A 26656-nucleotide genomic window follows, 5' to 3' on the forward strand; every position below is an offset into this window, starting at 1 on the left:
TGAATTTGGTTTGAACGGACACAAGGTCAGAGGCGCGAGCCTCACAAGGATTGGAAAACACCATGGCAGGTGAACGCGAACGCGGCGGACGCGAGCGGGGCGGTCGGGATCGGGAAGAGCGCGACAGCGAGTTTGTCGACAAGCTCGTCCACATCAATCGTGTTGCGAAGGTCGTCAAGGGCGGCAAGCGCTTCGGTTTCGCAGCTCTGGTCGTTATCGGCGATCAGAAAGGCCGGGTCGGGTTCGGCCACGGCAAGGCACGCGAAGTGCCCGAAGCGATCCGCAAGGCGACTGAGTCGGCCAAGCGTAACCTGACGCGCGTTGCTCTGCGCGAAGGCCGCACGCTGCATCACGATATCGCTGGCCGTCACGGCGCCGGCCGCGTCTATCTGCGCGCTGCGCCTGCCGGTACCGGCATCATCGCGGGTGGCCCGATGCGCGCTGTGTTCGAGACGCTCGGCATCCAGGACGTGGTGGCGAAGTCGATCGGTTCGTCGAATCCCTACAACATGGTTCGCGCAACCTTCGACGCGCTGAAGCATCAGGATTCGCCGCGTTCGGTTGCGAACCGCCGCAACATCAAGGTGTCCACGTTGCAGTCCCGCCGTGTCGGCGGCGACGCGGAAGCTGTCGCGGAATAATTCACGCGCCGTTTTGGAGTTAATACTATGGCCAAGGCCGCAACGAAAACCATCAAGGTCGAGCAGACGGGTAGCCCGATCCGCCGTCAGGCCGCTCAGCGTGCGACGCTGATCGGGCTGCGTCTCAACAAGATCGGCCGTGTCTCTGAACTGCAGGATTCGCCTTCGGTTCGCGGCATGATCGACCGGGTCAAGCACCTCGTTCGCGTCGTCGACGAGAAGTAAGGAAGCAAGCGATGAAGCTCAATGAGATCGCCGACAACAGCGGCTCGCGCAAGAAGCGCATGCGCGTTGGCCGTGGCATTGGCTCCGGCAAGGGCAAGCAGGCAGGTCGTGGCGGCAAGGGTCAGACCGCGCGTTCGGGCGTGCGCATCAAGGGCTTTGAAGGCGGCCAGATGCCGCTGCATCGCCGTCTGCCGAAGCGCGGCTTCAACAACATCTTCCGGCTCGAGCTGACGGAGGTCAATCTCGACCGTCTGCAGGAAGCCGTCGACGCCAAGAAGCTGGACGCGAAGGCGACCGTCAACGCGGAAGCGCTGGTGAAGTCGGGACTGCTGCGCCGTTCGAAGGACGGCGTGCGGCTGCTGGGCCGTGGCGAACTCAAGGCCAAGCTGAACATCGAAGTGCACGGCGCGACCAAGTCCGCGATCGAGGCAGTCGAGAAGGCCGGCGGAACGGTGAAGATCCTGGCACCGGCGAAGGATGCAGCCGCACAGAAGGCTGCCGCCAAGAAGCCGAACAGGAAGGCTTCGTAAGGTTCGATCCCGCCCTTGTGACGGGCATCCGCGACAAGATTTCTTATATTGCTGTAAGCTGTAGGAAGTCTTGAAACCGCGGACGGCCGGGCGAAGCCCGGTCATGGCGAATAGAAGGATCGGAGCCACGGATGGCGTCTGCAGCGGAACAACTGGCAGCAAACCTCAACTTCTCGGCATTCGCGAAGGCTGACGAGCTCAAAAAGCGCATCTGGTTTACACTGGGTGCGCTGCTTGTTTATCGGCTGGGCACTTACGTACCGCTGCCGGGCATCGATCCGAACATCTGGAGCCAGATCTTCAAGTCGCAGGCCGGCGGTATTCTCGGCATGTTCAACATGTTCGCTGGCGGCGGTATCAACCGCATGGCGATCTTCGCGCTGAACATCATGCCGTACATCTCGGCATCGATCATTCTTCAGCTGCTGACCACGGTGTCGCCTCAGCTCGAAGCCCTCAAGAAGGAGGGCGAGTCCGGCCGCAAGGTCATTAATCAGTACACACGCTATCTGACCGTCGTGCTCGCGATGTTCCAGGCCTACGGCATCGCCGTCGGCCTTGAAGGTGCGGGCAACGTCGTCGCCGAACCCGGCTTGTTCTTCCGCCTGTCGACCACGATCACACTGGTCGGCGGCACCATGTTCCTGATGTGGCTCGGTGAGCAGATCACGTCGCGCGGTATCGGCAACGGTATTTCGCTGATCATCATGGCTGGCATCGTCGCCGAGCTGCCGTCCGCCATCGCCGGCACGCTCGAACTCGGCCGTCAGGGTGCGCTGTCGACGGTTCTGATTCTCGCGATCATCATCATGGCCGTTGCGGTCATCGCGCTGATCGTGTTCGTCGAGCGCGCGCAGCGCCGCCTGCTGATCCAGTATCCGAAGCGCCAGGTCGGCAACAAGATGTTCGAGGGCCAGTCCTCGCATCTGCCGCTCAAGCTGAACACCGCGGGCGTCATTCCGCCGATCTTCGCGTCGTCGCTGCTGCTGCTGCCGACCACCATCGCGCAGTTCAACGCCGGCAAGGGACCGGAGTGGTTCCAGTGGCTGACGACGCAGCTCAGCCACGGCCGTCCGCTGTTTCTTTTCCTTTATCTCGGGATGATCGTGTTCTTCGCGTTCTTCTACACCGCGATCGTGTTCAACCCGACCGAGACCGCCGACAATCTCAAGAAGCATGGCGGCTTCATTCCAGGCATCCGCCCGGGCGAAAGGACCGCCGAGTACATCGACTACGTGCTGTCGCGTATCACCGTCGTCGGTGCGATCTATCTCGCGATTGTCTGTCTGGTGCCTGAAATCCTGATCTCTTACGCGTCGGTGCCGTTCTATCTCGGAGGCACGTCGCTGCTGATCGTCGTCAGCGTGACGATGGATACGGTCGCCCAGGTGCAGGGCTACTTGCTGGCGCACCAGTATGAAGGGCTGATCCGTAAATCGAAATTGAGGGGCCGTCGTAAATGAGGTTGATTCTTCTCGGGCCGCCGGGGGCGGGCAAGGGAACGCAGGCGCATCGACTGGTTCACAAGCATGGTATCGTTCAGCTCTCCACCGGAGAGATGTTGCGTGCCGCGGTTGCAGCCGGAACGCCCATCGGCCTCAAGGCGAAGGACATTATGGCCAGCGGCGCGCTGGTGCCTGACGAGGTTGTGGTCGGAATTATCGCCGATCGCATCGAAGAGCCGGACGCGAAGAAGGGCTTCATCCTCGACGGCTTTCCGCGCACTGTGCCGCAGGCGCAGGCGCTGGACGATCTGCTCAAGCGGAAGCACCTCAAGCTCGACGCTGTGGTCGAACTGCGCGTGAACGAGAGTGCGCTGCTGGAGCGAGTCGAAACCCGTGTCGCGCAGATGCGCGAGCGCGGCGAAGATGTTCGCATCGACGATACGCCGGAGGTGCTGTCGAAGCGCCTGGCCAACTACCGCGCCCAGACCGAGCCGCTGGTCCACTACTATTCGGAGAAGCGCAAGCTCATCACCATCGACGGCATGATGACCATCGAGCAGGTGACGGGGGCGATCAACCGGGTTCTGTCCGCGCTGGAAGCAGCCGATTCGGCTGCCAAGCTGGCGAAGAAATCCGCCCGGAAGACCGCCAAGCCGGGCCAGGTTTCTGGCAAGTCCCCGGCGAAGGGGGCCAAGAAGGCGACCAAGGCTAAGAAGGCCGCCAAGAAGGCGGCCAAGGCACCCGCCAAGAAGGTAAAGAAGGCCAAAAAGGCCGCGAAACCGACCGGGAAGGCCGGCAAGGGCGGGAAAAGGACCGCTGCGAAGGCCAAAAGCCGGACCTCGGGAACCAAGGCTGCCAAGACCCGGAAAGTGGCCAAAAAGGCCACTAAAAAGCGCGCTAAAGCCGCCAAACGGTTGACGAAACGCCGCTGAATACATTAATAAGCCCGCATCCAGTCGGATAGTTTCAGACGATGCCGGGCCCCGAAAGAAAATGGGGAGGGCGTCGTGTTCGCGTTTGTGGACACCCGCCCGACACAGAGACCAACGAGACAAGCCAGTCCGTGACGGACGGCGACAGGAGCGAAGACCGTGGCCCGTATTGCAGGTGTCAACATTCCGACCAACAAGCGCGTTCTGATCGCGCTTCAGTACATTCATGGCATTGGCCAGAAGAACGCCGCGACGATCATGGAGCAGCTCAAGCTTCCGCTCGATCGCCGCGTGTCGCAGCTGACCGACGCTGAAGTCCTCCAGATCCGCGAAATGATCGACCGCGACTTCCTCGTCGAGGGCGACCTCCGCCGTGAAGTCGGCATGAACATCAAGCGCCTGATGGACCTCGGCTGCTACCGCGGCCTGCGTCATCGCCGCGGCCTTCCGGTGCGCGGTCAGCGGACCCACACCAACGCGCGTACGCGCAAGGGGCCTGCCAAGGCCATCGCCGGCAAGAAGAAGTAATTTTCGTTTCTACCAAACCCATCCGGCTGTCATGGCCGGTGATCACCTGAAATTCCCCAGCGTCTGGCACCACGGACGCGCTTGAAGGAAATGACTATGGCTAAAGATGCTACCCGCGTACGCCGCCGTGAACGCAAGAACATCGCATCCGGCATCGCGCACGTGAACTCCTCGTTCAACAACACCACCATCACCATCACCGACGCGCAGGGCAACACCATTGCCTGGTCGTCGGCCGGAACGATGGGCTTCAAGGGATCGCGCAAGTCGACTCCGTATGCGGCGCAGGTTGCTGCCGAAGACGTGTCGAAGAAGGCGCAGGAACACGGAATGCGCACGCTGGAAGTCGAAGTCGCAGGTCCGGGTTCGGGCCGTGAATCGGCGCTGCGCGCCCTGCAGGCGGCGGGCTTCACCGTCACCTCGATCCGTGACGTGACCACGATCCCGCACAACGGTTGCCGTCCGCGCAAGCGCCGGCGCGTCTGATTGTTTGAACTACCGCGGGCAATATGTGCCCGCGTTGTTTTTGAGATGCGATGACGCGGGTCGCTCCCGCGCCGCAAAACCTCCAACGCCAGTGATTTTGATGGCATGGGTGAACAAGTGACGATCCAGAAAAATTGGCAAGAACTCATTCGTCCGAACAAGCTCAACGTGACGCCCGGTTCGGATCCGACCCGTCTCGCAACCGTCATCGCTGAACCTCTCGAGCGTGGTTTCGGCCAGACGCTCGGCAACGCGCTGCGCCGCGTGCTGCTGTCGTCGCTGCAGGGCGCTGCCGTGCAGTCGGTCCACATTGACGGCGTGCTGCACGAGTTCTCCTCGATCGCCGGTGTGCGCGAGGACGTGACCGACATCGTGCTCAACGTGAAGGACATCTCGATCAAGATGCAGGGCGAAGGCCCGAAGCGCATGGTCGTGAAGAAGTCGGGCCCGGGCGTTGTGACCGCTGGCGACATCCAGACCGTCGGCGATGTCGTCGTGCTGAACCCCGAGCTTCAGATCTGCACCCTCGACGAGGGCGCTGAAATCCGCATGGAGTTCACCGTGAACTCCGGCAAGGGCTACGTCGCCGCCGAGCGCAACCGTCCCGAGGACGCGCCGATCGGCCTGATCCCGGTGGACAGCCTGTTCTCGCCGGTTCGCAAGGTGTCCTACAAGGTCGAGAACACCCGCGAGGGCCAGATCCTGGACTACGACAAGCTGACGCTGACCATTGAAACCAACGGCGCGATCTCGCCGGACGATGCGCTCGCTTACTCGGCGCGCATCCTGCAGGATCAGCTCAATGTGTTCGTGAACTTCGAGGAGCCCCGCAAGGAGGTTGCCGCCGAGATCATTCCGGATCTCGCGTTCAACCCTGCATTCCTCAAGAAGGTCGACGAACTCGAACTGTCGGTTCGTTCGGCAAACTGCCTGAAGAACGACAACATCGTCTACATCGGCGACCTCGTGCAGAAGTCGGAAGCGGAAATGCTTCGCACCCCGAACTTCGGCCGCAAGTCGCTGAACGAAATCAAGGAAGTGCTCGCCCAGATGGGTCTGCACCTCGGCATGGAAGTGCCCGGTTGGCCGCCGGAGAACATCGACGAGCTGGCCAAGCGCTTCGAGGATCACTACTAAGCAGAAATCGATGTGATGGCCGGATCACTTCCGGCCTTCACGCGCGGGCGAACGCAGGCAGCCCACCTGAGCAGCATGTCCGACGAACCGTCGCGGCAAGTCATCATTGAGGAATAGATTATGCGTCACGGCAAGGTTCATCGGAAACTCAACCGCACTGCGGAACACCGCAAGGCGATGTTCGCAAACATGTGTGCTGCTCTGATCAAGCACGAGCAGATCGTCACCACCTTGCCGAAGGCGAAGGAGCTTCGCCCGATCGTCGAGAAGCTGGTGACGCTCGGCAAGAAGGGCGGTCTCGCGTTGCGCCGTCAGGCGATCGGCGAGATGCGCGACCGCGATCAGGTCAAGAAGCTGTTCGACGTTCTGGCGCCTCGTTACAAGGATCGTCAGGGCGGCTACACCCGCATCATCAAGGCCGGTTTCCGCTACGGCGACAACGCGCCGATGGCAGTGATCGAGTTCGTCGACCGCGACGTCGATGCCAAGGGCCAGGATTCGGGCCCGGTGCAGGAGACGTCGTCGGAAGCGGCGTGATCTCTCAACTGGCTGCAAGAATTTCACGGGCGGCGCATTGCGCCGCCCGTTTTGTTTTGATCGGTTGCATCGTTGCAGTCATGACCGGAGGGAGCATTGCTGTGTCCGTCGCCGATACCAGTTCGGAGATTCTGAACGCCGCGGCGCGCGGCGATGCCGCGCAGGTGACGGCGTTGTTGTCGTCGGGGGCGAAGGTCGAGGCGCGCGATCGCGACGGCCGCACGCCCCTGCTGCTTGCAACTCACGGCAATCACGTCGAGGTGGCGCGGCTTCTGATCGCGGCGGGCGCCGACGTCAACGCGAAGGATTCGATCTCCGACACACCGTTTCTCTATGCCGGCGCGGAAGGCCGCAACGAGATCCTGAAAATGACGCTTCAGGCTGGCGCAGATCTCGCCAGCACCAACCGCTACGGCGGTACGGCGCTGATTCCCGCCGCGCATCACGGGCATCCGGAGACGGTGAAGATCCTGCTCGGCACTGGAATCAAGATCGATCATGTCAACCGGCTCGGCTGGACCGCGCTGATCGAGGCCGTGTCCTCAGCGATGGCGGCAAGGTCCACACCGAGATCGTGAAGCTGTTGGTGGATGCGGGCGCGAACGTCAACATCGCGGATCGCGACGGCGTCACTCCGCTCGTTCACGCCCGCCGCCGCGGCTACTCCGAAATGGCGACGATTCTGGAGCGGGCCGGCGGCAGGTAACTGCGTCGACGCGGTGATCGCATTCTCGATAGAGTGAAGGCGGCGCAGCTAGGCAGCGCCGCCTTTTGTTTGGGAGATTGAGCCGATCAGGCGTGCACCGTGACGATCGGATTCATCACCAGCCCGAAGCTGCGCAACTGGCCCAGCAGTTCGCGATGGCCGAACGCTTGGCATCCCGACGCGAAGCCGACCTTGCGGGGCGGGGTCTGCAGCAGCGAGTAGGCCGCGTAGGCCTGCAGCATCCCGGTCTGCTTGTAGTTGCAGTTGCCGTGAATGACGCAATGGGCGCGCCCCAGCGGGCCTGACGCGTAGACCGAGTCGATCGATGTGTTGACGCGCGGATTCTCGCGCGGCGGCATAGCCGCCTGTACGGTCGCTGCGATTTCAGCCAGCGCTGCTTCCTGCTGATCGGGCGGCAGCGGCTTGATCTTCTCCTTGACCATCTGCGTGGTCTGAACCACGCCTTCCATCACCGGGCGGGCGAGAACGCCGCCGAGCACGCGGCAGCTTTGCACACGTGGATCGTTCTTGAACCAGACCGGATGCGCAGTGCCGCCCCAGGGCACGGCAATCGCCGTCTCATGCTGGCCGGGAACGACAACGTCAGCGCGGGCCGTAACGTCCCATTCGACGAACTTGTTCTGCTCGAGATAGTACCAGTTGGCCTTGAGAATGGTGAAGATCGTCTGCGTCGAGGCGTAGGTCGGAAAGCCTTTCCAGAACACCAGAATGTCGAGCGTGTCGAGGCCGGGGGTTTCGAGGCAGATATTCGCCGCGATCTCTCCGGTTGTGTACATCTGCGCGATATTGGGTGCGAGCAGCAGGTTCTTCTTGGCGAAGGCATCGCCCCAGGTCTTCTGCGCATGCAGCACCCAGTCCTGTTCGCCGGTCGTGTCGCTGTAGTGGCAACCTGCGGCGAGGCAGGCTTCCACGACCTCGCTGCCGTATTTGATGAACGGACCGACCATGTTGCTGACAAAGCGCGCGCCCTTGAACAGCTTGGTCAGCGCCTCGACGGTGTGCTCGACGCCGACGACTTCGTAGTCGGCGGTCTCGATGCCCGGAATTTTGTCGACCACGGCCTGAACCTTGGCCTTGTCGCGGCCGGCCGCGATGAACGGGACATTGTACTCACGCAGGTATTCGCAGACGAGGCGTCCGGTGTAGCCGGATACGCCGTAGACGACGACGGGTCGCTTGTCGCTCATGATAATGGTCCTCCCTGTTGTGTGATTGTTGCGCGACGATGACGTTGATCGTCGCGTTCTTGTGCGTGGATCAGCGATGGCGCTTACGCTCAGGTGCCCATGCCGCCATCGACAGGCAGGCCGATGCCGGTGATGAACCGGGCCTGGTCGGTGCAGAGAAACACTGCGGCATCTGCGATGTCGGTGATCTCCGCGAGGCGGCCGAGAGGCGTCTGATCGATGACCGATGCGACCGCGGCGTTGACGTCGGCGGCAAGACCGAGCGCGGCGATATCGGTTGCGAGCTTCATGCCCATCTCGGTCGGCGCGAGGCCCGGATAGAGGCAGTTCACGCGCACGCCGTAGCCGAGCTTTCCCGCTTCCATCGCGCCCACGCGGGTCATCCGGTCGACGGCGGACTTTGTTGCCGAGTAGCCGGCGATCGCAGGGTAGGCGATCGTGGCCGCGACCGACGAAATGTTGACGATGGCGCCGCCGCCGCCCGCCGCCCCGCCGGGACGCATGGCGCGAAACGCGTGCTTGATGCCAAGGCCGGTGCCGACGATGTTCACGTCGCACATCTTCCGCATGTCCTCGGCCTTCACATCGACGAGCAGCGATGTGATTTCAATTCCAGCATTGTTGATCAGGATGTCATAGCCGCCGAGCTGTGCGACCGTTGCGGCGACGGCCTTTTCCCATTGCCCGTCGTCGGTGACGTCGAGCGCATGAAAGCCGGTCTTCACCCCCGTTTTGGCGATCTTTGCCGCTGTCTCTTTTCCGAGGTCCGTCAGCACGTCGGTAATCATCACCGATGCGCCGGCATTCGCGAGCGCTGTCGCGATCGCTTCTCCGATGCCGCGCGCTCCTCCGGTCACAAGCGCCTTGCGGCCAGCCAAACTCTTTCCGCTCATTGACTTCTTCCTCCCTCGTTAACGGCCGGTCGTTCGCGACATCAGCGTTGCTGTGGGGAGAGGCCAATTCTGGGGACAGTGAAGTCCCAGAGGGTCTTCCGCAGCCGAGTTGAATGTCTTGACGAGTGGCCAATTTTATTTGGACAATCGTCAAATATATTCTTGACGCTTGTCAAGTATTCGTTTTGGGTGGTCTGGAGATTTTCCCGTCCGCCGATGCATAATCGGAGGCCGGTGACTCGCAGAGGTGAAGACGTTCGGAATGGCGATGCGTTTGGCTGAGATCGGAGCGGGGACGGAAGCCGCGGCGCGACGCGGTGGACGCGTTCCCGTGGACAAGTTCAATGCCCGGCGTATCGAACTCGCGGAGGCCGCGCTCGCGACCCTCGCTGAACTCGGTTACGCGCGCACCAGCCTGCGGGAAATCGCGCAGAAATCCGATTTCACCCACGGCGTGCTGCACTACTACTTCAGCGACAAGTTCGATCTGATCTGCTGCAGCGTGCGGCACTACAAGGCCAAGTGCGTCACCCGTTACGATCAGATCACCGCGACGGCCAAGAGCAGGAGCGAATTGCTGGATGGCTTTCTCGACAAGCTCGGCGAGACCATCCGGACCGAGGCGCACATGCATCGGCTCTGGTACGATCTCCGCGCTCAGGCCTTGTTCGAGGATGCATTTCGGGATGACGTGACGGCGATCGACAAGAGCCTCGAAGACATGATGTGGCGTGTGGTGTCGCGTTTTGCCGAACTCGGCCGCAAGACTCCGGCCATTTCGCCCGAAGCGCTTTATGCGCTGTTCGATGGGCTGTTCCAGAAGTGCTTGCTGCGCCATCTGTCAGGCGACGCGCAGGCGATTCCTGAACTTCAGGCCGAGATCCGCCGGCTGTTGCCCGCGATCGGCTAGTTGATCCGGCGCAAGCCTCTCTGAATCGACAAACCTTCCTGCATCCGAATCTGCGCGACAGTGCGAGCGGCTTTGGCATGCAACGCGCGTGGTGCTTCACGTGAGCACGTCAAGTTGCCGTGTGTGCGGTTGTTTCCCGGCGCCATGCCCCGATATCGAGTGGGCCGGATAAGGAGCATCGCATGAAAATTGATCTTTCAGGAACGACCGCTGTCATCACAGGATCGACCGGGGGCATCGGGCTGGCTATCGCCCGAGGTCTTGCAGGGGCAGGGGCAAGCGTCGTGGTCAACGGCCGCACGCAGGAAAAGGCCGATGCCGCTGCAGCGGCCATCCTCAAGACGGTGCCGGGAGCCAAGGCGCGCGGCATCGGCGCAGACGTCTCAACCGCCGAGGGATGCGCCGCGCTGGCGGCTGCCGTGCCGGACGCCGACATTCTGATCAACAACGCCGGAATCTTCGAGCCGAAGGACTTTTTCGAGATTTCCGACGCGGACTGGACCCGATTCTTCGAAGTGAACGTGATGTCCGGCGTGCGGCTGTCGCGCGCCTACATGCCGGGAATGCTCAAGCGCAACTGGGGCCGCATCGTTTTCATCTCGTCGGAATCCGGGCTCAATATTCCGAGGGAAATGATCCACTACGGCGTCACCAAGACGGCGCAGCTCGGCGTTTCGCGCGGGCTCGCCGAACTCACCAAGGGCAGCAACGTGACAGTCAATGCGGTGCTGCCCGGGCCGACCATGTCGGAAGGCGTCGAGACCTTCGTGAAGGATCTGGCGAAGCAGAGTGGCCAGTCGGTGGATGATGCGGCCTCCCAGTTCGTCAAGCAGCATCGCGGCACCTCGCTGATTCAGCGTTTCGCCACCGTCGATGAGATCGCCAACATGGTGGTCTATGTCAGCTCGCGTGAGGCCTCCGTCACCAATGGCGCAGCGCTGCGGGCTGAGGGCGGCATCATCCAGACGATCGCGTAAGTAGAAAAAGAGTCCGGTTCTGCGCGTTCGTCCGAAAGAATTTTCTCCGGGCGAGCGCCGAGACGTCGTGTCGCACGCGAAAACCGGGCGAAGGGGTGCGCTGTCACACGCCTGTAATGCCCCTGTCGCATTTGTACCGCCATGCTCATGGCTGCAATGCATCATTCCCCGCCGTCTTGTCCGCGACAACTTCCGTTTTAAATCAAGTGGATATGACGGCGCCTTCCAGTGATTGGCTGAATTCATCGTGTGGACTGCTCTTTTGAACGACAAACCCGCCGACCTCTCGCCGCGCTTTGAGCCGGGCGGCTGGATGCAGTGGCCCGACAACGAGGATTACAGCCTTCAGTTCATGCGCGTGCTGGGCTCGGCACAGGAGGGCGGCAGCACGATTTCAGAGTGCTTCCTGACAGCGAGCCATATCGCGGCCGGCGACGATGAGAGCTGGTATCGCGCGTGGAAGAGCATCGCCGACAGCAACAAAACGCGCGGCGATCTTGCGCTTGAAGCGGGCAATGTTCATTCGGCGCTGAGCAACTGGCTGCGGGCCTCCAACTATTACCGGACATCGGAAATCTTTCTGAAGCTTGACGATCATCGCCGCGCCGATGCGCTCGAGCGGATGCGGGCCTGCTCGTATCTTGTGGTTGCGCATCAGCCGTCGGGCGGGGAACTGGTTCGCATTCCCTGCTTCGAGGGCGGCTTCGTCGAAGCCTACTTCCTGCGGGCGCCCGGGGCGGAATCGCGAGCGCCGGTTGTTGTCTGTGTCGGCGGATCGGATCACCTCAAGGACGAGCATCTGCATACGCTGTTGCGGCAGGCTCATTCGCGCGGTCTGTCGCTGCTGCTGGCCGATTTGCCGGGGCAGGGCAGCGCGCCCAGGATCAAGGGGATGGTGCGATACGAGGTCGAAACGGCAATCAGCTGCTGCGTGGACTATCTGATTGCGCGCGGCGATATCGACGAGCGGCGGATTGCTATTTTCGGCGGCGGGTTGGGTGCAGCCTATGCCTCACGCGCGGCGGGTCTCGACGACAGGTTCGCCGCGGCGGTGTGTGACGCGGGCATCTGGGACATGCACCAGCGCGTGACCGCGACGTTGTGGATGCCCGGTGACGGCGGCCAGGACACCATCGGCGACGAGATTCGCAGGCTCAAGCGTCATGGTGGCGTCACCAGCATCAAGTGTCCGATCCTGATGACCTTTGGCGAGCACGACTGGCTCGACATTCGCCATGCCGATGCTTTGTGCGAGGCGTTGAAGGACGAGGGCGCGGATGTAACGCTGAAGGTGTTCGCTGCCACTGAGACAGCCGCAGCGCATGGCCAGTCCGACAATCCGACCATCGGCAACGAATTTGTCTTCGACTGGATAGCGACGCGCCTGGCAAGGGCGCGTGTGCCTGCGGACGCCTGACGGTCAGCTGTCTACGGCGATCATTCGCGCGGCTTTTGCCAGCCGCTCCTTGAGCGTCGAAAGCTTGTCGGTGAGATCGAGGAACGTCTGCGTCGAGAAATCCGAGAACACGAGATTGTCGGCGACCACCTGTTGCGAATACAGATTCGCGATCTGCTTGTGAGCCTTGTCGGTCAGCGACATCAGCACGACGCGCGCGTCTTCCTTGGATGCAACCCGGCGCATGAAGCCGTGCTTCTCGAGGCTCTTCGTCTGGGTCGTCACGAACGAGGGGTCGACGTGAAGTTTTGTCGAGACCTCTCTGACCGAGATGCCCTTGCCTTCATCAAGATCGTTGACCGCCATCAGGATCAGCCACTGCGGACAGGTGATGTCCAGCATTCGCGCCCAGTTGGAACGGATTTCTTCGAGATGCGTGTTGATTGAAATAACATCCCAAATGAACTTCCGGACCAGCGCATCATCGGGTCCCATGGGATGAGTGTCGCGCGCCGTGCTGCGCGGGCTCGCAAGATGACGTTGAGATGAAATTTTCTTGGTAGAGAGTCTGCCGACCATTTATTTTCTACCTTGGCGAGGGAATGCAGGAAAATATGCCGGCCTCGAACGCTTTGCAATCGCCGGGCCTGTCATCCCGCTGACATGATGTTGCGGGGAAAGCACATGATCGTGGTCAAATAAAAGCATGAGTAAATCAATTATTGTAATCAACTGATGCTTGCGGTCATTGTTCCTCCGTCAACCGGAGACGTCGGGTGACTCGCTGGTGGTCTCGTCCGGAAGGCAACCGGCGGTAAGCGGGGATCAAGGGGCTGTGGGGTGGCTAGCGCCACGGGAAGCGGACCTTTCCTCAATTGATCAATTTTGGAGGTTTTATGAGCAAGATTAAGAGCCTTATCCTGGGTTCGGCGGCCGCGTTGGCCGCGATCACGGGCGCACAGGCGGCTGATCTTCCCGTCAAGGCGAAAGCGGTCCAGTACGTGAAGATCTGCTCCCTGTATGGAGCCGGCTTCTACTACATCCCTGGCACCGATACCTGCATCAAGCTGGGCGGCTACGTGCAGTTCGACGCGGCCATCAACGGCAGCGCAAACGGCCAGCCCGCATGGAACAACATTGCCAACACCGGCCTGCAGAACCGTAACTCGGACTACTTCGTGACGCGCACGCGCGTTCAGTTCAACGTCGATACCCGCACTGCATCCGAGTATGGTGTTGTTCGCACCTACTGGTCGAGCAACTTCCAGCACACCTCCGGCGACGGTCCGTCGTCCGGCGCCCTCACCATGGACCTCGGCTTCGTCCAGTTCGCCGGCTTCACCTTCGGTAAGGCGGTTTCGGTGTTCCAGACGCCTTGGGGCGCGAATCCAGTCGGCCTCAACACCTCCAACCTGATCGGCGGCTACGACAACTCCACCGGCATCACTCAGATTGCCTACACCTGGCAGTTCGGCAATGGCCTGTCGGCTTCGGTTGCGGTGGAAGACAACCGCGTCATCAACCGAGCTCCGATGTACAACGGCGCGGTTGTTCCGGGCAATGCCGCGCTTTTCACGGGCGCTTTTGCCAACGCTTCCGGTGGTCAGGTTTCGCCTGATTTCACGGGTAACATTCGCCTCGACCAGGCGGCCTTCACTGCCCAGTTGTCGGGTGGCGTTCACAACCTCCACGCCGGCTACTATGGGGCGACCGAACCGACCGGTCATCCGAGCGATGAATGGGGCTTCGCGATCCAAGGCGGTATCCAGTTGAAGAACCTGCCGACGGGCCCGGGCGACAAGCTGTCGATCAGCGCGATCTACACCGACGGCGCTTCGAAGTATGTGATCAATGGTACCACCGGCAACAGCTTCGACGCGTTCAACAACACGGGTACCTCCGGCCCGGCGTTCTACCAGACATTCGCTGTGGCCTCGCTGCTCGACGGTGTCTACACCACCGGTGGCTCGATCCAGAAGACCAAGGTTTGGGCGGTTCAGGGTGGCTACGAGCATAACTGGTCGAAGCAGTGGCAGACCAGCGTGTTCGGCAGCTACGTCAACGTCGACTACAATGACACGGCATCGGCGATCCTGCGTACTGGCTATGCGCCTGCGCTCGTAGCTGGCAGCACGTTCAATCCAGACTTCAAGATCTGGCAGATCGGTTCGCGCACCGCGTGGACCCCTGTTCCGAACCTGACGCTCTCGGGTGAACTGATGTACGCCGTGATCGATCAGAGCAGCACAGGCGGAGTCACCGCCACTGCAGCGGGCAACGCCGGTCTCAACAAGCCGGCCGGCGCTTACGAGTTCAAGGACCAGGGAATGTTCTCCGGACAGCTCCGCGTCCGCCGCACCTGGTAATCGCCTGACGGCGATCGCCATCTGAACAAAGAACCCCGGCAGGAAACTGCCGGGGTTTTTCTTCGGCCTCATTCACTTCTGAAAGGATCATGCTGAACAGCGGGGTGCGATCAGCGATATCGAACAACCGGATACCGCATCGCACACGCAATTGTGAGGGGACACACAGGCGCGGATTGTTTGACTAAATAAGGTAATAAAGGCATGGTCCGGCTATAGCGTGGCGGCGCTCACCGCCTTTCCGATTGCGGATATCACACCAGTTTTTCTCAAAAATCTCCCGACCTCCGGCAATGCCCTGCCGGAGGTTTTTATTTTGGGAGAACGGCAGCCGCCGATCGCTCTACCAGCCTTCCAGCACCAGCTTGCCGGTGGAGCGTCCACCTTCCAGCAACGTGTGCGCCTGCTTGAGATTCGTTGCGTTGATCTTGCCGAGCACCTTGTCGAGCGTGGTGCGCAGAACGCCGTTGTCGATCAGGCTGGCGACGTCGTCGAGCAGGTTGTGCTGCGCAATCATGTCGTCGGTCTGGCACGACGAGCGCGTGAACATCGATTCCCAGTGCAGCGATGCAGCTTTGCCCTTCAACAGATTGACGTTGAGCGAGGCGGGATCGTCAATCAGTCCGAGCTTCCCCTGCGGTGCAATGATGTCCGCGAGTGCCGGGAAGTGCTGATCGGTGTTGGTGAGGGCCGCGATCAGCGCCACCGGCGGGACTTTCAGCGCGGCGATCTGATCCTTCATCGGCTTGGAATGATCGACCACATGATGCGCGCCGAGATCGAGGCACCATTTGCGGGACTCGGGACGCGACGCCGTGGCGATCACGGTGAGGCCGGTGAGCCGGCGCGCCAACTGGATCAGGATCGAGCCGACACCGCCGGCGCCGCCGACGATCAGCAGCGTGCGCGGATCGACGCTCTTGCCCGGCGCGACGCCGAGGCGGTCGAACAGCAACTCCCATGCAGTGATCGACGTCAGGGGCAGGGCGGCTGATTGCGCGAAGGACAGCGTCTTCGGCTTGTGGCCGACGATCCGCTCGTCCACCAGATGAAATTCCGAGTTGGTGCCCTGGCGCTGGATCGAGCCGGCGTACCAGACCTCATCGCCCGGCTTGAACAGCGATACGTCGGGTCCGACGGCATCGACTATACCTGCCGCATCGAAGCCGAGAATCTTGGTTTCGCCGGCCGGCGGTTCGGCGCGCTTGCGCACCTTGTAATCCACCGGATTGGCGGAAATCGCCTTGACCGCGACACGGATGTCGCGCCCGCGCGGCTCCGGCTTGTCGGTTTCGAAATCGATCAGCGCATCCGGCGCATCGATCGGCAGCGATTTTCTGTAGCCTACGGCTTTCATTGATCTTGCTCCATCTGTGACGTGGTGGTGTGTCCCGCCTGCTGCATATTTGCAAGTACTGTCAATTTGGGGATATAGTCACCGTTCGGATACTAATGGAAAACTGCAATGAAACGACAGGATTTCGGCTGCGCTCCGGGCTGTTCGGTGGAGGTCACGCTCGATCTGATCGACGGCAAGTGGAAGGGGGTCATCCTCTATCATCTGCAGGAGGGGCGGCTGCGCTTCGGTGAACTGCGCAAACGCCTCCCGAATGTTACCCAGCGGATGCTGACGAAACAGCTTCGCGCGCTCGAGGAGGATGACCTGATCATCCGCAAGGTGTATGCCGAGGTTCCGCCGCGGGTGGATTACGAACTGTCCGAGACGGGACAACGGCTGCGGCCGGTGATCGATGCGCTCAAGCAGTGGGGTGATGAGAATCGCGCCCGGATTGACGCCGCATCGGCAGGCAGGAAAGGCAACGCGCCATCAGGCGCCGCGCCGCGTCCGTCGAGGCAGCCGCAACCCGCGTAATCGTGAGTTCTTTCGCCATATTGGCGCGATTTTATCTTTGGCATCAGGTTCAGGATTGTTTTTCATGATCGTCGTCCGCGCGCTCATTGCGCTCCTTGTTTCTTCGCTTGTCGTAGCGCCTGCCGTTGCGCAGGATCGTCATGTTCCGCAATCTCAGACGCAGCTTCGTCTGTCGTACGCGCCGATCGTTCAGCGCGTGCAGCCGGCGGTGGTGAACGTCTACGCGGCCAAGATGGTGCAGAACCGTAATCCGCTGCTGGACGATCCGGTGTTCCGCCGCTTCTTCGGCGTTCCGGGCAACCAGCCCGAGCAGATGCAGCGTTCGCTCGGTTCCGGCGTGATGGTCGATGCGTCGGGTCTCGTGGTCACCAACAACCACGTCATCGAAGGCGCGGATCAGGTAAAGGTCTCGCTGTCCGACAAGCGCGAGTTCGAGGCCGAGATCGTGCTGAAGGACAGCCGCACCGATCTCGCTATCCTGCGCCTGAAGGACGTAAAGGAGAAGTTCTCGACGCTGGAGTTCTCCAATTCCGACGACGCGCTGGTCGGCGACGTCGTGATTGCCATCGGCAATCCGTTCGGCGTCGGACAGACCGTGACCCACGGCATCATCTCGGCGCTGGCGCGCACGCAGGTCGGCATCACCGACTATCAGTTCTTCATCCAGACCGACGCGGCGATCAATCCCGGTAACTCCGGCGGCGCGCTGGTGGATATGGCCGGCAAGCTCGTCGGCGTGAACACAGCGATCTTCTCGCGCTCCGGTGGTTCGCAGGGCATCGGCTTTGCGATTCCGGCCAACATGGTGCGCGTGGTCGTTGCCTCGGCCAAGGGCGGCGGCAGTGCGGTGAAGCGTCCATGGCTCGGCGCGCGCCTGCAGGCGGTGACGCCCGAGATCGCCGAAACGCTCGGATTGAAGCGGCCGACCGGCGCGCTGGTGGCCAATGTCACCGCGGGAAGTCCGTCGGCGAAGGCGGGCCTGAAACTGTCCGATCTGATCGTGTCGATCGACGGCCAGGTCGTCGATGATCCGAATGCGTTCGACTATCGCTTCGCAACGCGTCCCCTTGGCGGCACAGCGCAGGTCGAAGTTCTGCGCGGCGGCAAGCCGCTCAAGCTCGCGGTTGCGCTGGAAACCGCACCGGATACCGGCCGCGATGAGATCGTGATCAAGGCGCGTTCGCCGTTCCAGGGTGCGAAGGTCGCCAACATCTCGCCGGCGCTGGCGGATGAGCTGAAACTCGACAGCAGCATCGAAGGCATCGTCGTCACCGACTTGCCCGACAATGCGATCGCGGCGAACGTCGGTTTCAAGAAAGGCGACGTCATCGTTGCCGTGAATGGTCAGAAGATCGAACGGACCAAGGACCTCGACAGGCTCGCAACTGAAGGCTCGCGGCTCTGGCGCATCACGGTGGTCCGTGGCGGCCAGCAATTGTCGGTTGTGCTGGGGGGATGAAGAGGTCCGTTCGCTCATCTTTTTCTTACCTCTCCCCGCTGGCGGGGAGAGGTCGGAGACTGAGCGGAGCGAAGGCTCCGGGTGAGGGGCTCTTGCAGTTTCTCGACCATGCCGATTGCCTTTCGACAATAGTTGCCCCTCACCCCAACCTTCTCCCCGTACACGGGGAGAGGGGGAAGACTCAGTCATGAGCCCGAAGCGACCACAGCCCTCCGCGAATCTCTTCGCCGCCGCCGGCATGGAGCAGGATGCGCCGCGCCCGCTGCCGGACAAGCTGCGGCCGCGGACGCTTGCCGATGTGGTCGGGCAGGATCACATCCTCGGTCCGGACGGCGCGCTGACGCGCATGCTGGAAACGCGCACGCTCGGCTCGCTGGTGTTCTGGGGGCCGCCCGGCACCGGCAAGACCACGGTGGCGCGGCTGCTGGCGGATGCCACCGAACTTGAATTCGAGCAGATCTCTGCGGTGTTCTCCGGCGTCGCCGACCTGAAGAAGGTGTTCGATGCCGCGCGGGCCCGCCGTGAGATGGGCAAGGGCACGCTGCTGTTTGTGGACGAGGTGCATCGCTTCAACCGCGCACAGCAGGATTCGTTTTTGCCGGTGATGGAAGACGGCACGGTGGTGCTGGTCGGCGCCACCACCGAGAATCCATCGTTTGAACTCAACGCGGCGCTTCTGTCGCGTGCGCGGGTGCTGGTGTTCCAGTCGCTCGACGCGGAGGCGGTCGAAAAGCTTTATGCGCGTGCAGAAGAGGTCGAAGGCAGGAAGCTGCCGCTCGACGCGGAAGCCCGCGCCGTGCTGGTGCGGATGGCGGACGGCGACGGACGCGCCGCGCTGACGCTGGCGGAAGAAGTCTGGCGTGCCGCGCGCGCCGAGGAAGTCTTCAATGCCGCGCAGTTGCAGGAAATCCTGCAGCGCCGCGCGCCGATCTACGACAAGTCCGCCGATGGTCACTACAACCTGATCTCGGCGCTGCATAAATCCGTGCGCGGTTCCGATCCGGACGCGTCACTCTACTATCTCGCGCGCATGCTGGATGCCGGCGAAGACCCGCTGTTCCTGGCGCGGCGCGTGGTACGGATGGCGGTGGAGGACATCGGGCTGGCCGATCCGCAGGCGCTGGTGATCTGCAACGCCGCCAAGGATGCTTATGACTTTCTCGGCTCGCCCGAGGGCGAACTCGCGATTGCGCAGGCGGTGATCTATCTCGCGACCGCACCGAAATCCAACGCCGGGTACATGGCGTACAAGGCGGCGATGCGCACGGCAAAGGAGGGCGGTTCGCTGCTGCCGCCCAAGCACATTCTCAATTCGCCGACCAAGCTGATGAAGTCCGAAGGCTACGGCGGCGGCTACGAATATGACCACGACGCGCCGGATGCGTTTTCGGGGCAGGACTACTTTCCGGAAGCGCTCGGACGCCAGACCTTCTACGATCCGCCGGACCGCGGCTTTGAGCGCGAGATTCGCAAGCGGCTCGACTACTGGGCGAAGCTGAGAAGGGAACGCAACGCTTGACCGATTTTCGGGTCGACCTCGACGCTTACTTTGCGCGCATCGGTTTCGATGGATCGCGCACGCCGACGCTCGACGTTCTGACGCGCATCATCTTGCTGCATCAGAAAGCGATCACGTTTGAAAACCTGAATTCGTTCGCCGGTCTGCCGGTGATGATCGATCCCGCGACCATCGAGAACAAAATCATTCACGATGGACGCGGCGGTTATTGTCATGAGCAGAACCAGTATCTGAGCCTTGTGCTCAGGGCGCTGGGATTTGATGCGCGTCTGCGGATGGCGCGGGTCCGCTGGATGCAGCCGCCGGAAGCGATGCCGCAGCGTGGTCACATGACGCTGAACGTGGCCGTCGCCGGGTTTTGGTATCTGAGCGATGTCGCATTCGGAGCGATGACGCCGACCGCGCCGCTGCGCCTTGATACGCCGGACGAGCAGGCGACGCCGCACCAGACCTACCGCGTGATCCCGATCGGCGACTCGCTTCATCTCGAAGTGAAACTCGGAGGGCATTGGCGGCCGGTCTACAGTTTCGACAGCGTCGACTATCATCCGGTCGATTTCGAAGCGGCCAACTGGCAGGTCTCGACCTATCCGGCCTCGGAGTTTGTCAGAAACCTCGTCGTCGCGCGTCCGACAGACGGTCGCCGCCAGATTCTCAACAACACCCAGCTGTCGATCCGTTATCCCGATGGCGCCGTCGAGAAGCAGACATTATCCAATGTCGATGAGCTGCGTTCGACGCTGACAACGATGTTCGGCATCAAGCTGCCTGCTGCTACAAAAATCGATCATGCCCTTGAAGGGCTGTTTCAAACCGAGGGCCGATCATGAGCCGCCGCGACAGAAAACCCCTCGCCAAGAAATCGGAGCGCGGCGACAAGCGTGGAGCGAAGCGCTCCACCGACAAGCGCTCATCCGACAAACGAGGGTCGGGCAAGCCGTCGTTCGGCGACCGCGGACCGGACAAACGTCCTGCCGCCGGATTTTCGCCGCGCCGTCCGGCTGCGGAGTTTTCGCGTTCGGCGAAGCCGATGCGCGAGCAGCATCCTGAACCGGTGAGAGAAGAGAAGCCCGCGCCGCCGCCGCTGCCGACGAAGGTGCAGACTGTGATCGTCACCGCCGACGAGAACAACATGCGCGTGGATCGTTTTCTCGAGCATCGTTTCCCCGGCCTGTCGTTTTCCCACATCCAGCGCATCGTCCGCAAAGGCGAGCTGCGCATCAACGGCAAGCGTGCCGACAGCAAGGACCGCCTTGAAGAGGGGCAGAGCGTTCGCATTCCGCCGCTCAAGCTTGACGCGCCGAAGGTCGGCGGTGACTTGTCCGAGGCCGCGACCAAGACGCTCGACGAACTGCGCAAGATGATCCTGTTCGAGGATGCCGACGTGATGGTGCTGAACAAACCCGCTGGCCTCGCGGTGCAGGGCGGCTCCGGCATGACCAAGCATGTCGATCAGATGCTGGAGGCGATGCGCGACGCCAAGGGCCAGAAGCCGCGCCTCGTGCATCGTCTCGACCGCGAGACCTCCGGCTGTCTCCTGATCGCCAAGACGCGGTTTGCCGCCACGGCGCTGACCGGTTCGTTTCGCCATCGCTCTGCACGCAAGATTTACTGGGCGCTGGTGGCCGGTGTGCCGAAGCCGAAGCAGGGGCGTATCTCGACTTATCTGGCGAAGGACGAGAGCGAGGAAGATTCGATCATGCGCGTCGCGGCGCATGGTGACGAGGGCGCGGCCCATGCAGTGACTTATTATGCGGTGGTGGAAGCCTCGGCGCAGAAGCTGGCCTGGGTGTCGCTGAAGCCGGTGACCGGACGCACCCATCAGTTGCGCGCGCACATGGCGCATATCGATCACGCCATCGTGGGCGATCCGAAATACTTCAACAAGGAAAACTGGGAACTTCCCGGTGGTCTGCAGAAGCGGCTGCATCTTTTGGCGCGGCGCATCGTGATTCCGCACCCGCGCGGCGGATTCATCGACGTCACCGCGCCGCTGCCGCCGCACATGCTGCAATCGTGGAACCTGCTCGGCCTCGAGGCCGACCGCTTCGATCCGATCGAGAACGCGCCGGAGGAGTGATCACTCAAGGGTGATCCTCTTGCCGCCGCTGTCCGGGGTAACGATATGATCGTGATGAAAAGAACCGCACTCGCAATCGTCCTCGCGCTGGCCGCGATCATTTCCGGTCAGGCGCAGGCACAGCTCTTTCCGCCGGGCGGTGTTAACAATCAGCCCGTGATTCCGTTCCCGGTCGCGCCGCCGGCACCACCGCCGCCGCCGATCGTGGTGCCGAAGGTGCCGCAGATGAATTCGCCGCCGCCGTTCGCGTTGCAGAATACGACACCGGGATATGTGACCCAAGACACGCCGCCGAAGCGGGTGTTGAAGCGCGACCGCGGTCCGTCCTTCAGCGACCGCGTTGCACGCTGCCTTGACGACGGCGCGGCATGGGGCATGAATCCGAACCAGCGGGCGGCGTATTCGCGCAGCTGCGCCAATCAATAGAGTAGGTGATGCGCGAACTGTTCGATGAGGTTGCCGGCAAGTCGCCGCTGGATCCGCGCGAGGCCTCGCGCAAGTCTTCACGCACGCCGCTGCGCAAGCGCTTCTACACCAGCGCGGGAGTTGCCGAAGGCCCGGACGGCTTTGCGGTCACGCTTGACGGCAAGCCGGTTCGCACGCCGGGCCGGAATCCGCTGGCTGCGCCCACGCGCGAGCTCGCCGAGGCGATGGCAGCGGAGTGGGAGGCGCAGAAGGACGATATCGATCCGATGGCGATGCCGCTGACGCGGCTGGCCAACAGCGTGATCGACGGTGTCGCAAAGGATGTTCAGGCCGTCGCTGATGATGCGGCGAAATATTTTGAGACCGATCTGTTGTTCTATCGCGCCGGTTTTCCCGAAGCCCTGATCACGCGGCAGGCAGAGCACTGGGACCCGGTGCTGCGGTGGGCCGCCGATGCACTCGGCGCGCACTTCATCCTGACCGAAGGCGTGATCCATGTGCGCCAGCCGGAGACCGCCGTTGCGGCCGCGCGCGGTGCCTTGCCCTCCGAGGCTTGGCCGGTCGGCGCCTTTCATGTGGTTACCACGATCACCGGCTCGGCGATGCTCGCGTTGGCGCTGAAGCACGGCGTGCTGGATGGCGCACAGGTCTGGGCGGCGGCGCACGTGGACGAGGACTGGAATAGCGAGAAGTGGGGCGCGGACGATGAGGTCGCGGCCCGGCGCGCCACACGGCTGAAGGATTTCGAGGCCGCGGCGAGGGTGCTGAAAGCGTTTTCCTGACGGGATATCCAAGCCCGTCATCCCGGCGAAGGCCGGGATCCATCACCCCTGTCAGTGTTTCTTACAAAGAGACTTTCCATCATCCCGCTCGATTGAGAAGCCGGTGGTTATGGGTCCTGGCCTTCGCCGGGACGACATCGTAAACGCGAAGGGGTCTCCGCGGTGGTTTCGGTTAACGAGAGGTTTACGACGCTGGGCTAGCTTCCTCCGCCAGAGGAAGCGTCCCGTATGTCGATCGCCATCAATCCCGTCTTTCCGGTTGTCGCCGCCCAGGGTGTGGCGGCGGGCGTGGCGTTGCAGCCGGGCAGCGTGATCGACGCGACCGTTCTCAAGCAGCTCAACACAAATCTGGTCCGCATCGCGATTGCGAGCCTGACCATTGAAGTATTGTCCGAGGTGCCGTTGCAGCCCGGCCAGACGCTGCAACTCGCGGTGTCACAGACGCCGCAGGGCGTGCGGCTTCAGATCGTGCCGGGCGAGGGCGATGCGCCGTCGTCCGCACCTGCCGCATCGGCCGGTGCCGCGAAAGCCGATACCGTCAGCGTGCCGAAGGCCGATGTGCCGGTGCAAACCGCCGCGGCAGGCCGCGTGCTCACCAATCTTGAAGCGTTGGCGGTGTCCGCCGCAGTGCAGACCGCGGCCGCGCGGCAGGGCAGTCTGTCGCCGCTGTTCGCAAATCTGGGTGTCGCAGCATCTTCGCAAACATTGCCGCAGACGCTGCAACAGGCCGCTGCGCAATTGCTGGCGCAGCGGACGCCGCTCAGCGAAAATCTGACCGGCGATGCGCTGAAAGCGGCATTCCGGAATTCCGGCCTGTTTCTGGAGCAAAGCCTCGCGTCATCGCAGGGCTCCAGCGGTCCCGATCTCAAGGCCGCGCTGACTGTGTTCCGCCAGACCGTCGCGTCGTGGCTCGGCAACACGCCTGCGCCGGGCGCTTCGCCGCAGACCGCGACTGTGCCGCCATCAGCCGCGCCGCCGCTGGCACCGGGCATCGAAGGCGATATCCTGCTGCCGCAAGCTCCGGTGCGCGTCGCGGAGGATACAGCCGAACGCGACGGGAAAGTTCGCATTTTTGCGCCGAACGAACCCTTGCCGACGGCAGCGAACCGCGTTGCGGCGGCAAGCGCGGGACTGACCGCGCTTCAAGAAGTGTTGCAGGGATTTCCGAAGGGTGTGCAGGACGCAGTCGCAAACATGCTCGATGCGGAGGCCCGCGCAAGCGCTGCTCGTATGCCAGCCGATGGCGATGAAGCCGTTGCGCGCACCAATGTGCCGCCGCCGCCGTTTCGCGGATCGGAAACGACCGCGCAGTCCATTGCGCTGCCGTCGCTCGCGCCGGACGATGCACCGGCAACCGTTGCCTATCGCCTGATCGAGGATACCGATGCCGCGTTGTCGCGTCAGACGCTTTTGCAGGCGGCTTCCTTGCCGGTGGATGTGCCCGGCGCGCGAAACGATCCCAATGTGCCGCGATGGAATTTCGAGATTCCGTTTGCCACGCCGCAGGGCACCGCCGTGGCGCAATTCGAGATTTCGCGCGATGGCGCAGGCAACGAAGCTGCAGCCGCCAGCCGTGTCTGGCGTGCGCGGTTCTCGCTGAATGTCGAGCCGAGTGGGCCGGTGCATGCGCTGGTGTCGCTGAGCCATGGGCGGACATCGGTGCGGATGTGGGCCGAGCGGTCCGCGACGGCGGCGCAGCTGCGGATCAATGCGCCGCAACTGTCCCATGCGCTCCGCGAAGCCGCACTTGAGCCCGGCGATATCGTGATCGGCGAGGGCGCGCCGCCGAAGGCACCGCCGCCACCGGCCGGCCACTTTCTGGATCGTGCGCTGTGAACATCGACACCAAAAGCCGGCTCGCAGTCGCGCTGCATTACGACAAGAAGGGTGCGCCGCGCGTTATCGCCAAGGGCAAGGGCACCGTCGGCGAGAAGATCATCGAGATCGCCAGGGAGAACGACATTCCCATTCAGGAGAATGAAGTGCTGGCGGGCGCGCTCTCAAATGTCGAGCTTGGCGAGGAGATTCCGGCCGAGCTTTACAAGGGCGTGGCCGAAGTCCTGATTTTCGTCATGCGGCTGACGGGACGGCTACGCTAGAGTTTTGTTCCGACCAGCCGTTTCATCGTCATTGCGAGCGAAGCGAAGCAATCCAGTCTTGAAAATATCAGGCTGGATTGCTTCGTCGCTTCGCTCCTCGCAATGACGGATGATGCCGCTGTCATGATTTCACCATGATGCCGCGTGCAGTTACCCCGGCGCTGAATCGGGGGAATGACTTATGATGAATCGCCGTAACGCTCTTGGGTTTCACCGCCGCTGCGGCTGTCATCCCCGTACGGGCGTTCGCCGATGTCGTGCCTCGATATGAGGTCCGCAAAAATTTGCAGAAACACTTCACCGACGACGGCACCGTGGGCGCCTTTGCGGCGTTCCGGACCGACGATCAGCAGGTGATTGCCAGCGACAATTCCCGCGCGCGCGACCCGGTTCTCCCGGCGTCGACCTTCAAGATTCCGAATTCGATCATCGCGCTGGAAACCGGCGTCGTGTCCGATCCGGACAAGGACGTTTTCAAGTGGGATGGCGTGACGCGCAGCATTCCCGACTGGAACAAGGATCATACCCTGCGCACCGCCATCGCGGTGTCCGCTGTGCCGGTTTACCAGGAGATCGCGCGGCGGATCGGCAAGGAGCGGATGCAGAAGTACGTCGATGCGTTCGACTACGGCAACCGCAACATCGGCGGCGGCATCGATCGCTTCTGGCTGACGGGCGACTTGCGTATCTCGCCGCTGGAGCAGATCGCATTCGTGGACAGGCTGCGGCGGCGGGCTCTGCCGGTGTCGAAGCGCGCGCAGGATTTGACCGCGGACATTCTGCCGGTCACCAAGGCGGGCGACAGCGTCATCCGCGCCAAGACCGGGCTCGTTGGCGTCGATGACAAAACGGCAGTCGGTGGCGTCAAGGCGAGCATCGGCTGGCTGGTGGGCTGGGTCGAGAAGGGCAGCACGCAGACCGTGTTCGCGCTCAATCTCGACATTCGCGAGATGAAGCACTCCGCCAGCCGGATGAAGATCGCGCAGCAATGTCTGGGCGACATAGGAGCCATCTGACACTTTGTCCGGTTTCGCGTTCGCGTGAAACCGGTTAGGCTCGCGGCAATTCAGAAGAAAAATGTGCCCGGGAGTCAGTTTATGTCCTCTTCAGCAGCCGCGAAAATTGCACCAAGCTCGTCGTGGAAAGATCTTGCCACGCGTTACAACGCCGCGTGGAATGCGCACGACGTTGCGGCGATCATGGCTTTTCATGCCGACGACACCAGCTACCAGCGCCACGGCAGTTCGAAAGTCTACAAGGGCAGGGACGCCGTCGCCGAGCAGTTCGGCAAGGACATCTCCGGATTGCCCGGAATCAAGTTCGAGCCGGTCGCGCTCTACGGCAGCGACGATCATTTCGTTTCGGAATCGATCCTCACCGCGACAACGCCGGACGGCAAGCCGGTGATCATGGAACTGGTTGACGTCATCACCCTGCGCGACGGCAAGGTGGTGCACAAATCGAGCTACTTCGTGCAGAGCCGCCCGCCGAAGTAGCGCAC

The 26656-nt window shown here is 62.3% G+C and carries 27 protein-coding genes and 2 pseudogenes; 25 read left to right on the forward strand and 4 right to left on the reverse strand.

The genetic code is table 11. The features are described from left to right. Positions 1–62: 62 nt before the first annotated feature. The 10 genes and pseudogenes from rpsE to BN32_RS02915 all read left to right on the forward strand — a co-directional run bounded on the left by rpsE (position 63) and on the right by BN32_RS02915 (position 7167). Positions 63–641, forward strand: a complete 579-nt coding sequence (rpsE, locus tag BN32_RS02870; RefSeq protein ID WP_006021054.1) for a 30S ribosomal protein S5 — start codon at positions 63–65, stop codon at positions 639–641. A gap of 27 nt (positions 642–668) precedes the next feature. Then, the gene (rpmD, locus tag BN32_RS02875; RefSeq protein WP_019196595.1) at positions 669–866 is read left to right on the forward strand and encodes a 50S ribosomal protein L30; all 198 of its coding nucleotides are present in this window, start codon (positions 669–671) and stop codon (positions 864–866) included. Between the two features lie 11 nt (positions 867–877). After that, a complete protein-coding gene (gene rplO / locus BN32_RS02880; protein ID WP_019196596.1) occupies positions 878–1396 on the forward strand; it encodes a 50S ribosomal protein L15 in 519 nt (172 codons plus the stop codon). Between the two features lie 131 nt (positions 1397–1527). Then, positions 1528–2859 carry a preprotein translocase subunit SecY gene (gene secY / locus BN32_RS02885; protein ID WP_019196597.1) on the forward strand — a complete coding sequence of 444 codons (1332 nt, stop codon included), beginning with the start codon at positions 1528–1530 and terminating at the stop codon, positions 2857–2859. Continuing rightward, positions 2856–3773 carry an adenylate kinase gene (locus BN32_RS02890; RefSeq protein WP_019196598.1) on the forward strand — a complete coding sequence of 306 codons (918 nt, stop codon included), beginning with the start codon at positions 2856–2858 and terminating at the stop codon, positions 3771–3773. Before secY ends, BN32_RS02890 begins: the two co-directional genes overlap by 4 nt. A gap of 159 nt (positions 3774–3932) precedes the next feature. After that, complete coding sequence (gene rpsM / locus BN32_RS02895) at positions 3933–4301, forward strand: 30S ribosomal protein S13 (RefSeq protein ID WP_019196599.1); 369 nt, start codon at positions 3933–3935, stop codon at positions 4299–4301. Between the two features lie 96 nt (positions 4302–4397). Further along, positions 4398–4787: a 30S ribosomal protein S11 gene (rpsK, locus tag BN32_RS02900; protein WP_002712278.1), complete on the forward strand. Its 390-nt coding sequence runs from the start codon at positions 4398–4400 to the stop codon at positions 4785–4787. Between the two features lie 105 nt (positions 4788–4892). Beyond that, on the forward strand, positions 4893–5924 hold the full coding sequence (locus tag BN32_RS02905) for a DNA-directed RNA polymerase subunit alpha (RefSeq protein ID WP_019196601.1): 1032 nt from the start codon (positions 4893–4895) through the stop codon (positions 5922–5924). A 120-nt stretch (positions 5925–6044) separates the two neighbouring features. Further along, a complete protein-coding gene (rplQ, locus tag BN32_RS02910) occupies positions 6045–6461 on the forward strand; it encodes a 50S ribosomal protein L17 (RefSeq protein WP_019196603.1) in 417 nt (138 codons plus the stop codon). An 80-nt stretch (positions 6462–6541) separates the two neighbouring features. Then, a pseudogene (locus BN32_RS02915) lies at positions 6542–7167 on the forward strand (ankyrin repeat domain-containing protein). An 86-nt stretch (positions 7168–7253) separates the two neighbouring features. Here the strand turns inward: BN32_RS02915 and BN32_RS02920 are convergent. Then, positions 7254–8375 carry a DUF5938 domain-containing protein gene (locus BN32_RS02920; protein WP_019196605.1) on the reverse strand — a complete coding sequence of 374 codons (1122 nt, stop codon included), beginning with the start codon at positions 8373–8375 and terminating at the stop codon, positions 7254–7256. Between the two features lie 89 nt (positions 8376–8464). Then, positions 8465–9268 carry an SDR family NAD(P)-dependent oxidoreductase gene (locus BN32_RS02925; protein WP_019196606.1) on the reverse strand — a complete coding sequence of 268 codons (804 nt, stop codon included), beginning with the start codon at positions 9266–9268 and terminating at the stop codon, positions 8465–8467. A 262-nt stretch (positions 9269–9530) separates the two neighbouring features. On the opposite strand from BN32_RS02925, the gene BN32_RS02930 reads away from it, so the two are divergent. From BN32_RS02930 to BN32_RS02940, 3 genes are all read left to right on the forward strand, one after another. Beyond that, positions 9531–10178: a TetR family transcriptional regulator gene (locus BN32_RS02930; RefSeq protein ID WP_019196607.1), complete on the forward strand. Its 648-nt coding sequence runs from the start codon at positions 9531–9533 to the stop codon at positions 10176–10178. 182 nt (positions 10179–10360) lie between these two features. After that, complete coding sequence (locus BN32_RS02935; protein WP_019196608.1) at positions 10361–11155, forward strand: SDR family NAD(P)-dependent oxidoreductase; 795 nt, start codon at positions 10361–10363, stop codon at positions 11153–11155. A 262-nt stretch (positions 11156–11417) separates the two neighbouring features. Then, positions 11418–12572 (forward strand): alpha/beta hydrolase family protein, encoded by a 1155-nt coding sequence (locus tag BN32_RS02940; RefSeq protein WP_244438080.1) that lies wholly within the window; start codon positions 11418–11420, stop codon positions 12570–12572. 3 nt (positions 12573–12575) lie between these two features. On the opposite strand, the gene BN32_RS02945 is transcribed toward BN32_RS02940, so the two are convergent. After that, on the reverse strand, positions 12576–13130 hold the full coding sequence (locus BN32_RS02945) for a MarR family transcriptional regulator (protein WP_019196610.1): 555 nt from the start codon (positions 13128–13130) through the stop codon (positions 12576–12578). Positions 13131–13447: 317 nt separating this feature from the next. Here BN32_RS02945 and BN32_RS02950 point away from each other — a divergent pair, with 317 nt between their 5' ends. Further along, on the forward strand, positions 13448–14917 hold the full coding sequence (locus BN32_RS02950; protein WP_019196611.1) for a porin: 1470 nt from the start codon (positions 13448–13450) through the stop codon (positions 14915–14917). A 343-nt stretch (positions 14918–15260) separates the two neighbouring features. Here BN32_RS02950 and BN32_RS02955 read toward each other — a convergent pair whose 3' ends face one another. Continuing rightward, on the reverse strand, positions 15261–16274 hold the full coding sequence (locus BN32_RS02955; RefSeq protein ID WP_019196612.1) for a zinc-binding alcohol dehydrogenase family protein: 1014 nt from the start codon (positions 16272–16274) through the stop codon (positions 15261–15263). Between the two features lie 108 nt (positions 16275–16382). Here BN32_RS02955 and BN32_RS02960 point away from each other — a divergent pair, with 108 nt between their 5' ends. The 11 genes and pseudogenes from BN32_RS02960 to BN32_RS03010 all read left to right on the forward strand — a co-directional run bounded on the left by BN32_RS02960 (position 16383) and on the right by BN32_RS03010 (position 26651). Then, a complete protein-coding gene (locus BN32_RS02960) occupies positions 16383–16790 on the forward strand; it encodes a winged helix-turn-helix transcriptional regulator (RefSeq protein ID WP_019196613.1) in 408 nt (135 codons plus the stop codon). Between the two features lie 64 nt (positions 16791–16854). Continuing rightward, on the forward strand, positions 16855–18249 hold the full coding sequence (locus tag BN32_RS02965) for a DegQ family serine endoprotease (RefSeq protein ID WP_019196614.1): 1395 nt from the start codon (positions 16855–16857) through the stop codon (positions 18247–18249). A 187-nt stretch (positions 18250–18436) separates the two neighbouring features. Further along, positions 18437–19768: a replication-associated recombination protein A gene (locus BN32_RS02970; RefSeq protein WP_040425394.1), complete on the forward strand. Its 1332-nt coding sequence runs from the start codon at positions 18437–18439 to the stop codon at positions 19766–19768. After that, complete coding sequence (locus BN32_RS02975; RefSeq protein ID WP_019196616.1) at positions 19765–20598, forward strand: arylamine N-acetyltransferase family protein; 834 nt, start codon at positions 19765–19767, stop codon at positions 20596–20598. Before BN32_RS02970 ends, BN32_RS02975 begins: the two co-directional genes overlap by 4 nt. Beyond that, positions 20595–21848 (forward strand): RluA family pseudouridine synthase, encoded by a 1254-nt coding sequence (locus BN32_RS02980; RefSeq protein ID WP_019196617.1) that lies wholly within the window; start codon positions 20595–20597, stop codon positions 21846–21848. Before BN32_RS02975 ends, BN32_RS02980 begins: the two co-directional genes overlap by 4 nt. A gap of 45 nt (positions 21849–21893) precedes the next feature. Then, entirely contained in the window at positions 21894–22274 is a 381-nt protein-coding gene (locus tag BN32_RS02985; protein ID WP_019196618.1) for a hypothetical protein, read from the forward strand. 8 nt (positions 22275–22282) lie between these two features. Then, positions 22283–23056 (forward strand): ATP12 family chaperone protein, encoded by a 774-nt coding sequence (locus BN32_RS02990; RefSeq protein ID WP_019196619.1) that lies wholly within the window; start codon positions 22283–22285, stop codon positions 23054–23056. A gap of 228 nt (positions 23057–23284) precedes the next feature. Beyond that, positions 23285–24892 carry a flagellar hook-length control protein FliK gene (gene fliK, locus BN32_RS02995; RefSeq protein ID WP_019196620.1) on the forward strand — a complete coding sequence of 536 codons (1608 nt, stop codon included), beginning with the start codon at positions 23285–23287 and terminating at the stop codon, positions 24890–24892. Continuing rightward, on the forward strand, positions 24889–25155 hold the full coding sequence (locus tag BN32_RS03000; protein ID WP_019196621.1) for an EscU/YscU/HrcU family type III secretion system export apparatus switch protein: 267 nt from the start codon (positions 24889–24891) through the stop codon (positions 25153–25155). Before fliK ends, BN32_RS03000 begins: the two co-directional genes overlap by 4 nt. A 181-nt stretch (positions 25156–25336) precedes the next feature. After that, positions 25337–26171, forward strand: a pseudogene (gene blaOXA / locus BN32_RS03005) (class D beta-lactamase). An 81-nt stretch (positions 26172–26252) separates the two neighbouring features. Then, a complete protein-coding gene (locus tag BN32_RS03010; protein ID WP_019196624.1) occupies positions 26253–26651 on the forward strand; it encodes a nuclear transport factor 2 family protein in 399 nt (132 codons plus the stop codon). The last annotated feature ends 5 nt before the right edge of the window (positions 26652–26656 follow it).

This window comes from Afipia birgiae 34632 (assembly GCF_000308295.2).
In the GTDB taxonomy this organism is placed as follows: Bacteria; Pseudomonadota; Alphaproteobacteria; order Rhizobiales; family Xanthobacteraceae; genus Afipia; species Afipia birgiae.